Annotated in this window: 11 protein-coding genes; 4 read left to right on the forward strand and 7 right to left on the reverse strand. The window is 73.9% G+C overall.

Annotated elements, in window-relative coordinates; all coding sequences use genetic code 11:
- Positions 1-6: 6 nt before the first annotated feature.
- Entirely contained in the window at positions 7-663 is a 657-nt protein-coding gene (locus tag AB0N84_RS07120) for a TetR/AcrR family transcriptional regulator C-terminal domain-containing protein (protein ID WP_289459145.1), read from the reverse strand.
- Positions 664-796: 133 nt separating this feature from the next.
- Here AB0N84_RS07120 and AB0N84_RS07125 point away from each other — a divergent pair, with 133 nt between their 5' ends.
- Positions 797-1594 (forward strand): HAD-IIA family hydrolase, encoded by a 798-nt coding sequence (locus AB0N84_RS07125; protein ID WP_069712381.1) that lies wholly within the window; start codon positions 797-799, stop codon positions 1592-1594.
- Positions 1595-1686: 92 nt separating this feature from the next.
- On the opposite strand, the gene AB0N84_RS07130 is transcribed toward AB0N84_RS07125, so the two are convergent.
- Together AB0N84_RS07130 and AB0N84_RS07135 are read right to left on the reverse strand one after the other, a co-directional pair.
- Positions 1687-3504, reverse strand: a complete 1818-nt coding sequence (locus tag AB0N84_RS07130; RefSeq protein WP_363544705.1) for a phosphatase PAP2 family protein — start codon at positions 3502-3504, stop codon at positions 1687-1689.
- Between the two features lie 162 nt (positions 3505-3666).
- Entirely contained in the window at positions 3667-4548 is an 882-nt protein-coding gene (locus AB0N84_RS07135) for a CPBP family intramembrane glutamic endopeptidase (protein ID WP_182046081.1), read from the reverse strand.
- Positions 4549-4570: 22 nt separating this feature from the next.
- Between AB0N84_RS07135 and AB0N84_RS07140 the strand changes: the two genes are divergently transcribed.
- A complete protein-coding gene (locus AB0N84_RS07140; protein WP_363544708.1) occupies positions 4571-5260 on the forward strand; it encodes a metal-dependent transcriptional regulator in 690 nt (229 codons plus the stop codon).
- A 209-nt stretch (positions 5261-5469) separates the two neighbouring features.
- Here the strand turns inward: AB0N84_RS07140 and AB0N84_RS07145 are convergent, their stop codons facing one another.
- Positions 5470-6747 carry a sodium:proton exchanger gene (locus tag AB0N84_RS07145; protein WP_289459148.1) on the reverse strand — a complete coding sequence of 426 codons (1278 nt, stop codon included), beginning with the start codon at positions 6745-6747 and terminating at the stop codon, positions 5470-5472.
- A gap of 351 nt (positions 6748-7098) precedes the next feature.
- The gene (locus AB0N84_RS07150) at positions 7099-7743 is read right to left on the reverse strand and encodes a HEAT repeat domain-containing protein (RefSeq protein WP_182046083.1); all 645 of its coding nucleotides are present in this window, start codon (positions 7741-7743) and stop codon (positions 7099-7101) included.
- Positions 7744-7825: 82 nt separating this feature from the next.
- Here AB0N84_RS07150 and AB0N84_RS07155 point away from each other — a divergent pair, with 82 nt between their 5' ends.
- Entirely contained in the window at positions 7826-8779 is a 954-nt protein-coding gene (locus AB0N84_RS07155; RefSeq protein WP_289459149.1) for an aldo/keto reductase, read from the forward strand.
- Positions 8780-8847: 68 nt separating this feature from the next.
- Here the strand turns inward: AB0N84_RS07155 and AB0N84_RS07160 are convergent, their stop codons facing one another.
- Positions 8848-11001: a hypothetical protein gene (locus tag AB0N84_RS07160; RefSeq protein WP_363544713.1), complete on the reverse strand. Its 2154-nt coding sequence runs from the start codon at positions 10999-11001 to the stop codon at positions 8848-8850.
- Positions 10998-11549, reverse strand: coding sequence for an orotate phosphoribosyltransferase (gene pyrE / locus AB0N84_RS07165; protein WP_069712374.1), 552 nt, complete (start codon positions 11547-11549; stop codon positions 10998-11000). The genes AB0N84_RS07160 and pyrE overlap by 4 nt, the downstream gene beginning before the upstream one ends.
- A 96-nt stretch (positions 11550-11645) precedes the next feature.
- Between pyrE and AB0N84_RS07170 the strand changes: the two genes are divergently transcribed.
- Positions 11646-13322, forward strand: coding sequence for a hypothetical protein (locus tag AB0N84_RS07170; RefSeq protein ID WP_363544716.1), 1677 nt, complete (start codon positions 11646-11648; stop codon positions 13320-13322).
- Positions 13323-13383: the final 61 nt, after the last annotated feature.

Consider the following 13383-nt stretch of genomic DNA (forward strand, 5'->3'; position numbering starts at 1 on the left):
AGGCCGTCAACCAGTCGCGGTTCCCGCCCCGGCCACCCGGGCCGCGAGTCCGTCGACGATGATGTCGAGGCCGATCGCGAACCGCTCGTCGTAGGAGTGCTCGCCGAGGACGTCGGCGACGACCCGGTGCCGCTCCGGTCGCGCCGCGTCGGAGTCCCCGCGGCCGACCTGCACGCCGGCGTGCCCGACGACGAAGTCGTAGACGACGAAGAACGCGTACATGGCCTCGCGCTCGGGCAGACCCGCCCGATGCAACGCGCCGACGACCTTCGCCACGACGGCGTCCGACTCGGTGGACGTCAGCGGACCCCGTCGGCTGTGCGACTCGAGCACCAGGGGGTGGGTGCGCATGAGGTCACGGAAGGTGCAGGCGAAGACCCGGACGACCGAGCGCCAGTCGTCCGGCCAGACGAAGGTGGCGGTGAACTCGTCGACGGTGCGCCGCACGAGTTCGGCGTGCAGGTCGTCGAGGCCACCGATGGTCCGGTGCACGGTCATCGGGGCGACGCCGAGCCGCGCACCCAGGGCACGGAAGGACAGGCGGTCGAGGCCGTCCTCGTTCGCGATGGTCGTCGCCGCGTCGATGACCTGCTGGCGGTCGAGCACCCGCGGCCGTCCGCGACGGCGGGGTGCGGCGGACGGGGTGCCAGGGTCGACGAGCACGGGGGGCCTCCTTGATCCGGTACGTGTCCCGAAAACCGTAGCCGAAACCCGAGTGCCGTTCGGTGTCCGGTCGGCCAGGCCGCCTTGGTCACCCGGCCAGCGGCGTCCCGAGACCCCCCGGTACGCTGTGGCCATGGCGACCCGTGACGACGTCGAGTGCTGGCTGACCGACATGGACGGCGTGCTCGTCCACGAGAACCAGGCGCTGCCTGGCGCCCCCGAGCTCATCCAGCAGTGGCTCGACGAGGGCACCGAGTTCCTCGTCCTGACGAACAACTCGATCTTCACGCCGCGTGACCTCAGCGCCCGGCTCCGCGGCTCGGGGCTGCACGTGCCCGAGGAGCGGATCTGGACGTCGGCGCTCGCGACGGCGGACTTCTGCCGCTCGCAGATGCCCGGCGGCTCGGCGTTCGTCATCGGCGAGGCGGGCATGACGACGGCGCTGCACGAGGCCGGCTTCATCATGACCGAGACCGCACCCGACTACGTCGTCGTCGGCGAGACGCGGAACTACTCGTTCGAGGCGATCACGAAGGCCGTCCGGCTGATCCGCGACGGTGCCCGGTTCATCGTGACGAACCCCGACGCGACGGGCCCGAGCGCCGAGGGCGTGCTGCCCGCGACCGGTGCGATCGCCGCGATGATCGAGAAGGCCACGGGCAAGCAGCCGTACGTCGTCGGCAAGCCGAACCCGATGATGTTCCGGTCGGCGATGAACCGCATCGGTGCGCACTCCGAGAACACGGGCATGATCGGCGACCGCATGGACACCGACGTGCAGGCCGGGATCGAGGCGGGGCTCCACACCGTGCTCGTGCTGACCGGCATCAGCGACCAGGCCGAGATCGACCGCTACCCGTTCCGCCCGAGCGAGGTCATCCAGGGCGTGCACGAGCTCGTCCGCCCCGAGCCGATCGAGGTCGAGCTCTAGCGCCCCCCGCGGAGACGCCGGACGGGAGGCGCGTGGCGGCCTGGCCACGCGCCTCCCGTCCGGCGGGGTGTCCCGTCAGGACGTCGCGACGATCAGCCGCTGACGACGGGCAGGTGCACGCCGGCCGGCACGGTGCCGGTGCTGCCGGCCCCGGTGCTGGTGCCGGACCCGCCGGTCCCGGTGCTGCCGGTCCCGGTGCCTCCCGTGGCGGGCGCGGCCGTCACGGTGATCGCGAGCGGCGACACGAGCACCGAGGCGCCCGACGCGTCGACCAGGTCGAGCGTGTGCGCGCCCGCGGTGGTGCCCGCGGGGATCGTGACCGAACCGGTCGCGGTGCCGTCGGCCCCGACGGTCAGCGTGCCGACCACGACCGGGTCGGAGCGCAGCACGACCTGCAGGGTCGAACCGGCGGGCAGACCGGTGCCGGCGAGGGCGATCGGCTTCCCCGCCTCGACGGAGGTGCCCTCGGGGGCGGTCAGCACACCCGAGACGACGCGGGCGTCACCACCGGTGGACACCACGGTGGCGGTGCCGTCCGCGGCGACCGCGACGGTCGCGCTCGTGGCGGCGGCCAGGTCGAGACGCTCCCACGAGCCGTTCGCGGTGCCGGACTGGTCGAGGGGGTACCCCGACGCGATCTCGGTCTGCGCGAGCACCGCGGTGCGCTGCGCGTCGGTCAGGGTCGGGAAGGTCGAGAGCAGCAGGTTCGACGCGCCGGTCGGGACCGACGGGGCCAGGCCGGCGGTGCCGGTCTTCGCGAAGCCGTAGGTCATGCGCTCGCGGTAGACCTTCGCGGCCGAGGCGCGGTCGGTGACGACCTGGGCCGTGCCGCCGGGCATCGCCTGGCCGCCGTACGGGTCGTCCGTGTAGGGCTTCTCCGCCGCGATGCAGTCGGCGAGGGTGCCACCGCACTTCGCCTCGAGGTACCCCGTCAGCTCGGCGCGGGCCGGCTCGAGGACCTCGGTGCGGTACTGGGTGTCGGACCACCGGGCAGCCAGGGCCGCCTCGCCGTCGATGCGGCCGCCCATGATGTCGAGCGGGTAGTGCACGCCGAGGACGATCCGGTCGTTGCCGGCCTCGGAGGCACGCGCGAGGATCTCCGGCGCGAGCTCCGGCACGAGCGTGGCGAGGGCGATGCCCGCCTGGTAGGCCGTCGTCGTGTGGCCCGAGGGGTACGAGCCGCCGGTGCAGATGCCCTTCTGGCCGTAGCCGGCGTCGAGCACGACGTCGTTCGGCGAGAACTGGTGCGTGGTGTCGGTCACCGCGGGCACGCGCGTGATCGTGAGGTTGCCCTTCGCGTCCGCCCAGGCCTTGCCGGTGCGGTTCGCGGCGAGCGACGACGCGTTCACGGTCGCCGGGTTGCAGCTGGCCGTGTCGTCACCGGCGGGCAGCGTCGCCGCGGTGTCGGTCGGCAGGTACGGCCGCGGGTAGCTGTAGTGGGCCTTCGCGTCGCCGGTGCCGACGTAGGCGCCGCTCGTGCCGTTCGACGAGTTGATGAGCGCGTTGACGAGCGGCAGGTCGCCGTCGTTGCGTCCCTGCACGAACAGCTTGCTGAGCGCGTCACCGAGGCCCTCGGAGACCGTGAAGGACTGGTCGTAGGCGGTGTTCGTCGCGTTGTCGTACTCGGCGTCCTGCAGGGCCGTGAACTGCTGCGCCTTCGTCGCGTGCTGGTTGATCCACGACGTGAGCCGGTCGTTCGTCGCCAGGGTCGCCGGGTCGTTCACGGTGCCGTGCAGGTCGTTCTTCCCGGTCGACGTCCAGTACTGGTCGTAGCCGTTCAGCAGCGACACGAGGTCGGGCTTGGTGGAGTCGCTCGGGTACGTCGCGGCCTGTGCGGCGAGCGGCGACCCGACGACGAGTGCGGTCGCGACGGCGGCGACGGTCACTCCGCGGAGGGCGGATCTGCGCATGTGTGGTGGTCGCCCGGCGGGCGACGCCCCTTCCTGTAGTTCCGGTCTGGAAACAGGCTGAACCTAGGGAGGGGTGGTTGCCGGACGGCGAACAGTCCCCCACGCGGGGGTGAACCGGGACGCAGGCTGTGGGCATTCGCAGCGCCGCCGTCGCCTGAGCGATCAGACGGCGGACGGGAGGCGCGGCTCGCTCGCCGACACCGCGACCGCCCCCATGGGCGGGACCGTCCGCCACCGGCGTCGCAGGCGACGGGGCCGGTCGTCCCGCCAGGCGACCACGCCGCCGGCGACGACCCCGAGCGCGAGCACCGCGAAGGCGAACAGCCCGATGACACCGGCGGGCACCAGGCGCGCGAGGTCCTGCGTCTGCACGGTGCCCGAGACCGCGATGGACCCGAAGTCCCAGAACGCGTGGAGCAGCACCGGCGCGAGCAGGTTCCCGGTGAGGCGTCGGGCGAGGTACAGCGTCGAGCCGAACGAGGCCGCGAAGACCACCTGCACGACCGTGACGCCGACACCCGCCCCGGCCAGGACGTTGAGGAAGTGCAGGAGCCCGAACAGCACGCACGAGGCGATCCACACCCCGAACTCGGGCAGCCGGCGACGGAGCCCGACGACGAGGACCCCGCGGGTCAGCAGCTCCTCGAACACCCCGACGAACAGCACCCCGACGGCGAGCAGCAGGAAGTAGCGGACCGGCTGCGCTCCCCAGTCGACGAGCGGCAGCCGCGCGACGCAGACGACGGCGATGAGGACCGGCGCGGTCAGCGTCCACCGCAGCGCCGTGCGGCCGCGGTCGACGGTCGCGATCGGCCACCAGCCCAGCGCGGTCACGTAGGCGCAGAGCACGAGGACCGCGATCCCCTCCGGCAGCACGAGCGCCCGGACGACGCTGTCGACGGTCTGCCCGAGCGTGCCGTAGTCGTCGCTCGGCCGGGAGCGCCAGGCGCTGACGGCGGCGAAGGCGACGAGCGGGGCGAGGCCGAGCAGGAGCGACGGCGGCACCGGCCAGCGGCGACGCCGGACGGGGGCTGTCGTGGTCACGTGCCGTTTGTACCATTGACGCATGCGCCTGCCCTCCCTGTCCGTGATGGCAGAGGACTACGTGAAGCTCGTCTGGAAGTCGACCGAGCGCGGCGGGCAGGGGCTCGCGACGCGGGACATCGCCGCAGCCCTCGGCGTCTCGGCGTCCACGGTGTCGGGCAACCTCCGGAAGCTCGACCGCGACGGCCTCATCGAGCACACCCCGTACTACGGCGTGGTGCTCACCCCGCTCGGGCAGCACGTCGCCGTGGCGATGGTCCGACGGCACCGGCTCATCGAGACGTTCCTGGTGCAGCGCCTCGGGTACTCGTGGGACGAGGTGCACACCGAGGCCGAGGCGCTCGAGCACACCGTGTCGGAGACGTTCCTCGACCGGGTCGACGCCGACCTCGGCCACCCGACGCACGACCCGCACGGCGATCCGATCCCGGCCGCCGACGGCACCGTGCCCGCGTCACCGGGGACCCTGCTCGCGACGATCGAGCCCGGCGCCTGCGGGGTCGTCGACCGGGTGTCCGACGACGACCCGGCGCTCCTGCGGTACTTCGACGAGCTCGGGGTCGGGCTGGGGACGCACCTGCGCGTCGAGCGGGTCCGCGACTACGCCGGGGTGGTCGCCGTCGCCCGGCGGGACCCGGCCGGCGAGGAGTCCCTCGTCGACCTGCCCGCCGCCGCGGCCGCCGCCATCTGGCTCGCCCCCGACGACGACTGACCCGGGTCCGGAGACGCTCCACGCCGCGCGCCCGCCGGCAGCACCGCTCCCGCCGCTGCGCTCGTTCTGACCCACTCGCCGAGGTCCCACGACTTGCCGCGCGCGTTGCGTCCGGGTTCCACATCGTGCCCGTGGTGACGCCGAGGATGCAGAATTGTGCGACCTCGCGCAGTCCAACCGCGCGCGCCGAGTCCCGCCGACGACCGCCGTCAGACGGCCTGCCGGCGGAACGGCGCCCGGAGCGTCGGCACGATGTCCCGGCGGTGAACCCAGGCCACGACGACGGCGACGACGAGGTGCACGATGCTGAGCACCCACCGCCCGCTCGTGTCGGTCACGACGAACTGCACGGCGAACAGCGCCACGAGCGCGATCGCCGACCACCGGTGGAACCGCAGCGCGATGATGATCGCCACGCCGAGCACGGTCTGCGACGCGGTGAGCACGAACTCCTCGACCTGCCGCCCGTCGAGCGGCAGGCCACCCGTGGTCCCGCCGCCGAGCACGTGCGCGATCGGCAGCGACCCGACGAGCAGCGACCACTGGTTGACCTTCGACGCGATGAGCGTCCCGATCGCGGCCCCGCCCATCCCCCGCAGCGCGAACAGCGCGGCGACGATGAACTCGGGGGCCTCGGTCGCGAGCGGCGCGAGCCACTGCACGAGGAAGTAGCTGTCGATGCCGAGCGCGCTGCCGGACTCGACGAGCGCGTCGGCGAACGGCTCCGCCGACGACAGGATGACCGCGGCCGCCACGACGAAGAGCGCGACGATCGTCCAGCGGCGCGCACGCTGCGGCATCGAGGCGATGTTCCCCGCCATGCCGACCATCTCCTCGTCGTCACCGTCGTCGTCCGACACCTTCGACGCACGCCACAGGTACGCCACGAAGGCGGCGAGCAGCACGAACCCGAACCAGAGCGGGATCGAGCCCATCAGCGGGATGAGGAACGCGACGACCGCGAGCAGGGCGAGGAAGCCGATGTCCAGCCGCGAGGACTGCTCGAGCTGCAGCACCTTCGTCGCCGATGCCGGCAGGGAACCGGCTCGGACGTACCGACGGGCGACGAGCAGCGAGATGATCACGACGAGCGGCCAGCCGAACCCGAGCAGCAACCGGTTCGAGCCGGTCATGTTGGCGGCGGCGAACTGCTCGTACGCCGGGTCGGAGCCGGACCGGAACGCGTAGTACAGGTCGACCGCGTACTCGGGCAGCACCGCGATGAGCGCGAGGATCGCGATGGCGAGCGCACCGGAGATGTCCTTCTGCGCGGCCTCGGCCGCCCAGGCGAGCAGGAACGAGGCGGCGACGACCGCGCCGCCGAACACGAGCAGGTCGACGAGCGGGTCCGGGGCGAAGCCGCCGATCCGGAAGACGACGGCGGGCAGCGCGAGCACGATGCAGATCGCGATGCGGCCCCAGGCACTGCGGCCCATGCGGGGCGGCGGCGCCGTCACGGCGGTGGGGGTGGATGCGGTGTCGATCACGGGTTGGTCCCTTGGTCGGGGCCGCACCGATCGCGCAGGGGTGGGGAGCGCTTCGGCACGGCAGGACGGCCGAAGGTCTCGCTCGCCCGGCGGGTGGGACCGCACGGGTGGTGCACCGGGCCGATCGTCGTGATGGCCAGTGTGTCGATGCACGCGCTGGGAGCTACTCCCCTTCGGCACCCACCCTGCCGTGCCGCGATCCGCACACGCAAGCCGATCCGGCCTGTTCGGCGGCCCGAATCCGGGTCTTCCGCGGCCCGCCCCGGAACCGTCCGCGCGTGGTCGGCGTGACCCACCGACGGACGGGAGGCCCGTGGCGGCGTCGCCACGGGCCTCCCGTCCGTCGGGTGGTCACCCGGAGGCGCGCTTCCCGCGTCCCAGCGCCATCTCGCGTCGTGCGCGTTCCAGCGCGAGCGCCGATCCGGCGTCCGGGTCGGCGAGGAGCCGCTCGGTCTCGGCGACGTGCTCGCGGACGGCCTCGCCGCGACGGTCCGACGCGTCGGTCAGGACCGGGGCGACCACGTCCTCGCCGAGGGTGACGAGTGCGCGGCTCAGCGCCAGCCGGGTCTCGCGGTCCCCCTGCCCGAGCTCGCGGGCCAACCGTCGGGCGAGGGCGGGACGCTCCTCGTCGGGTGCGAGCAGCACCGCGGCGCGCCAGGCGGTCCGGCGGACGCCCGGGTCGTCGTCACCGAGCCGGTCCGCGACCTCCGGGTACACGGAGCCGTCGCGGATCTTCGACAGCGTGTGGAGGGCCTGCGACCGCGCCTGCGCCTCCGGTCGCCCGAGCTCGCCGACCAGGCGCGGGACGACGACCTCGGCGGGCAGGCGGACGAGGGACCACGTCAGTGCCTCGCGCACCTGCAGGTCCGGCTCGACCGCGCACCGTTCGACGAGCACGTCGAGGTCGGACGGGTCCGCCTCGGTGCCGGCAGCCATCACGGCACGGAGTCGGGCGGACGAGCGGGGGTCGGTGAGGGCGTCGGCGAGGGCGGTCATCCGTCCATCGAAACCCCTCAGCCTGCACGGCACCCGCAGGCATAGCGTGGACGGGATCCGTACCGCAGTGAAAGGAATCGCCATGCCCCGCATCGGAACCAGCGACCTGCACGTGTTCCCCCTCGCCCTCGGCGGCAACGTCTTCGGCTGGACCGCCGACGAGCAGACCTCGCACCGGGTGCTCGACGCGTACGCCGGTGCCGGCGGCGACTTCGTCGACACCGCCGACGTGTACTCCGCCTGGGCCCCCGGCAACGAGGGCGGCGAGTCCGAGCGCGTCATCGGCTCGTGGCTCCGGGCGTCGGGCAAGCGCGACGACGTCGTGGTCGCGACGAAGGTCTCGCAGCACCCGCAGTACAGCGGCCTGTCCGCCGCGAACGTCGCCGCGGCGGCCCGCGCGAGCCTGGAGCGTCTCGGCACCGACCGGATCGACCTGTACTACGCGCACTTCGACGACCAGGACACCCCGCTCGAGGAGACCGTGCGCGCGTTCGACCAGCTCGTGCAGGAGGGCCTCGTCCGCTACACGGCGATCTCGAACTACTCGCGCGCTCGGGCCGAGGAGTGGATCCGCATCGCGAAGGAGGCCGGCCTGGCGCTGCCCGTCGCGATCCAGCCGCACTACAACCTCGTCACCCGCGAGCCGTACGAGTCGGACATCGCCCCGCTCGCCGCGTCCGAGGGGCTCGGGGTCGTGCCGTACTTCGCCCTGGCCGCCGGGTTCCTCACCGGCAAGTACCGCACGAAGGAGGACTTCGCCGGCAAGGACCGCGAGGGGCAGGTGTCGGGGTACTTCTCGGACGAGGGGCTCGCGGTCGTCGACGCCCTCTCCCGCATCGCCGAGGCGCACGAGGCCGAGATCGCCTCGGTCGCCCTCGCCTGGCTGCAGGCGCAGCCGGACGTCGTCGCGCCGATCGCCAGCGCCCGGAACACCGAGCAGCTCCCGGCGCTCCTGGCGTCGGCCGACCTCGAGCTCAGCGCCGAGGAGCTCCGGACGCTCGACGAGGCATCCGCCGCGGTCCCCGCCGCGTCCTGACCCGCGCGGGCCTCGCGCGGGTCAGGCTCGCGCGGGGCTCGGAGGGAGGGAGCCCGGTCAGGTGCCGGTCAGGTGCCGGTCGGGGCGAGGGAGCCGGTCAGGGGCTGCCCCGACGAGCGGGTGGCGAAGCACGAGATGAAGGTGTTGCCGCGGTCCCACGTGCTCTGGTCCGGCGCGTACGAGCCCTGCACCTGCACGTCGCCGAACCCGGCAGCGGCGGCGGTGTCGATCGCCTGCGAGCTCTGGCACACCTGGGAGGCCTGGGCGGCGAGCGCCTCCGGGCCGGGCCACTGCCCCGCCTCCACCTGCACCCGGGCCGTCAGCTGCGCGGCGTGCGCGGCCGAGCAGTCGACGACCGTGAAGGTCTGCGCCCACGCGTCCGTGAAGGGCGACAGGCACTCCCCGCCGGCCAGCTCGGTCCACGCGTGCTCGCCGGGCGTCGCCGGGGTCGTCGCGAACTGCAGCGTCTGCGACGGCGCCGACGGGGCCGCGGCCTCCTGCGTCGGAGACGGGGTCGTCGACTCGGCGGGAGCGGACGCGGCCGAGGTCGCGGTCGCGGTCGGTGCGGCAGCGCGCTCCTCGCTGATCGAGCTGCCGAGGATCCACTTCGTCAGGCCGAAGACGGCGACGAGCAGGACGACGATGAGCACGACCGCCGCGACGACGAGCAGCTGCTTGCCGCGCTTGCCCTCGTTCCGCAGACGGCCGAAGCCCTCGTTGATGAAGTTGTCGCGGTCCGGGCCGGGGGTCGAGCCGCTGGAGGCGCCGTCCGGGTCCGCAACGCGGGCGACGGCCGGGTCACGGTGCTGGTCGGCACGGACGGCGGGCATCATGCGCGTCCCGGAGTCGTGCGGGTCGTAGCCGGTCTCGCCGAGCTGCCCGACGGCCTCGGTGCCGAACAGGTCCTTGATCGCGCTCGTGTCGCTCGTCTCGCGCCCGTCCCACTCGGACTGGTCGAGGTCCTCCGGCGCCGCGGCCGGCAGTCGCTCGGCGGCCGGTCGCTCGGCGGTCGGTCCCGCGGCGGTGGCGCCCACGGCAGCAGTGGGCTCGACGGACGGCGGTGCGGCGGACGGCGGTGCGGCGGTCGGCGGCACGGCGGCGGTGGCAGGCTCGGCCCACCACGGGGTCGCCGCTGCCGAGACGGGGGCGGGGGTCGCCTGGTCGGTCACCGAGGACGACGGCGACTCGGACGTCCGGGCCGCAGCGACAGCTGTGTCAGCAGCGTCGGCGGTCTCCCCGGGAACGACGTCGTCCTCCGGATCCGCCTCCGCGGACAGCGACCACGACCCGGCCCCGCCGGCCGCAGCCCCGGCGGCCGCAGCCCCGAGGGCCGTCGTGTCGAAGCGATCGGTGGTGAGCGCCGTGGGGACCTCGCCGGCCTCGTCGTCCCGGACCGCCCAGTCGAACGGCCGATCCGTCCCGCCCGCCGCGGCGGGGTCGTCCTCGCCCTGCAGTCGCAGCAGCTCGGTGAAGCTCGGCGGCTCGTTCGTCGGCGCGGCGGGCGTCGGCGGCAGCACGTTCCCGACACCGATCGGCTGCGCCACCGGTCCGGTCGGGGTGGGGGTCGGCGCCGCCGGTCCCGGCCCGGTCGCCCGGCCGAGCCAGTCGACGTCCGTGCGTCCCTGCCCGAACGGGTCGAGGCGGCGGCGTTCCTCGTCGACCGCGCGGTTCTCGGCGGCACGCTGGTCGCGGCTGTGCATCGCGGTCGGCAGCGAGATCGACGACGGGTGCGACGCCGTGGTCGACGGCGGCACGGGGGCGGCGGGCGGGATGCGCTCACCGAGGGTCTCGCGCTCGTGCTCGGCCGCGGCCTGCGGGTTGAGCGAGGCCTCGCGGAGCTCGTCGCTCATCGGGATCGCCTGGGTGGCACCGGTGTCCTCGGGGTCGGACGCACCCGGGGCGGCCGGCGCAACCCCGACCCCGGCCGCAGCCCCGTCGCCAGCCGCAGGCGCAGCGGCGGCCTCGTCGGCCACCGGCTCGAACGGCTCCGGCAGCGGTGCACCCGTCTCGCGGGCGGCCCGCTCCGCCTCGCGCCGCTCGCGGCGGGAGGGCCACTCGTCGGCACCGCGCGGCGCACCGAAGATGTCGGCTGCGCTGCGCAGTCCGCGGAACGGAGCGTCCGGGGCGGACGCGCCACGGGCCTCCCGGCCGTCGTCGGACCCGTCTGCCGGTCCGGCGCCGTCCTCGGGCCCGCGCGCGTCCTCCGGACGCTCCCCGGTCACGCGCTCAGCCCCAGGTCGGCCAGTCCGATCGCTGCGAAGTAGGGGTAGCCGGCCGCCTCGATGCGCTCCTTCGCGCCCGTGTCGCGGTCCACGACGACGGCGACGGCCGCGATGACCGCACCCTCGCGCTCGAGCGCCTCGGCGGCCTTGAGCGGCGAGCCGCCGGTGGTGGAGGTGTCCTCGAGCACGACGACGCGCTTGCCGCGGACGTCCGGGCCCTCGACCTGCCGACCGCGACCGTGGTCCTTGGGCTCCTTGCGCACGACGAAGGCGTCGTAGGACAGCCCCCGCGCGGCGGCCTGGTGCAGCACGGCGCTCGCGATCGGGTCCGCGCCCATGGTCAGCCCTCCGACGGCGTCGACGTCGGGCACCTGCTGGAGCAGGTCCGTCATGACCTGGCCGATGAGCGGTGCGACGCGGTGGTCGAGGCTCACCTTGCGGAGGTCGATGTAGTACGACGCCTGCTTGCCACTGGTCAGCGTGAAGTCGCCGTGGAACACCGCATCGTCGGAGATGTGCTGGATCAGCTGGTCGCGCGTGTCGGTCACAGCGCACAAGGGTAGTCGGTCGGCCTCGGATCGCACCCGAGGGCCCCGCAGCGCCACCCGCAGGCGGCGCTCCGGCACGCTCGGTACGCTCCGGGCATGCCACCAGTCGTGCCCGGACCGACCGGCCACGACACCGCCGTGGTCCCGTCGGACGGCCGGCCCGCGCACCGTGCGTGGCCCGCGGTCGGACGGGAGGCACTGGGCGCCGCCGTCGCGCTGGCCCTGTCCGTCATCGCCCTCGGACACGTCATGGCCACCGACCGGGTCGCCCTGCTCTGGTACGACGGCGACTCGGTGCTGCTGCCGCTCGTCGAACGCTCGATCCGGCTCGGTCAGCCGTTCGAGTGGGCGATGTCCCCGGCACTGTTCTTCTTCCCGGAACTGCCGGTCTACCTGCTCTGCTCCCTGGTGACGGGGACGCCCCAGCAGGCCCTGGCACTCAACGGCGTCCTCGTGCTGCTCGCCGTCTACGCCCTGGTCCGTGCCGCCGCGAACGAGCTCATGCCGGCCGCACGACGGTCCGCCCGGATCACGGTGTCCGCCCTCGCGCTCGGGTTCGTGACGGCGCTCGTGCTCACGGAGTACACCGCGACCGCGACCTCGCTCGAGCTCGGGTCGCTGCTGCTCACCACGACCTACTACTACGGCGCCCTGCTCGCGATGCTCGGCACGGCCGTGCTCGTGCTGCGGACGGTGCGGACCGGTCGCGCGACGGTGACCGTCCTCGTCGTCCTCGGACTCGTCGCGGCCTGCACGACGGCGTCGAACCCGCTGTACGTCCCGTGGTCGGCGGCCCCGGTGGTCGTGACCCTCGCGCTGCTCTCCCTCGCCCGTCGGGTGCCGTGGCGGCCGGCGGCGTGGACCTCCGGCGTGCTCGTCGCCGGCGCCGTCGTCGGATACCTGCTCCGGATCCCGCTCGCCCCGTTCGTCTCGCTGGACCCTTCGACGTACGTGCACCCCGACCAGGCCGGGCGGACCCTGGCCTTCTTCGCGGCGCTCACCGACGACCGGGCGGGGTCGGCCCGGGGCGACGCCGAACTGCTGCTGCTCTTCGCGGGCCTGGTGCTCGCGGTGGGCGGAACGGTCTGGTCCTGGCGGGTCCGGACCGCGCGGACCGTCCTCGTGGCGACCCTGCTGCCGCTCGTGACGATCGTGGCGGTGTCGGTCGGCGTGGTCGTCGCCGGGTCGCAGACGCCGCGCTACCTCGAGCCGATCGTGACCGCGCCGCTGCTCGCGCTCGTCGCGGTCGCCGAGCTCGTCCGCTCGGCCGTGCGCCGGACCCGGGTGCACCGACCGCGACGGGGCGTGCGGCTCGTCGTGGCGGTCGCGGCCGCCGTCGTCCTGGTCGCCGGGGTCGCGGTAGCCCCGGGCACCGTCGCGGCCGTCGCGAGCGCCCGGTACGCGCCCGCCGCGTGCCTGGACCGCTGGGCCGACGGACGGCACGTCACCGGCGTCGGGCAGTTCTGGACCGTCCGCCCCCTGGCTGCCTACGCCGAGAGCGACGTCGACCTGCTGCAGGTGCGCGACACCTTCGAGACGTACCCGTGGCTCGTCGACCTCGGTGCCTACCGGGACGCGACGCCGACCTTCGTCGTGATCGGCGCGAACGACCTCTGGACCACCGCGGTGGAGGACTCCCTCGGCGCCCCCGCGTCGATCACCCACTGCACGGGCTTCGACGTCTACGACTACGCCGGGACCGCCGGTGCCGCCGTCCTGCAGCGCGACGTGGTGGGCAGCGCCGACCGGATCCGGCGCGAGCGCGGCTTCTGAACCGGACGGGAGTTCTCCACAGTCGGCGCGGCGGCGTGTCGGATCGCCTGTACGGATGTAT

Source organism: Curtobacterium sp. NPDC089185 (assembly GCF_040685235.1).
In the GTDB taxonomy this organism is placed as follows: domain Bacteria; phylum Actinomycetota; class Actinomycetes; order Actinomycetales; family Microbacteriaceae; genus Curtobacterium; species Curtobacterium citri.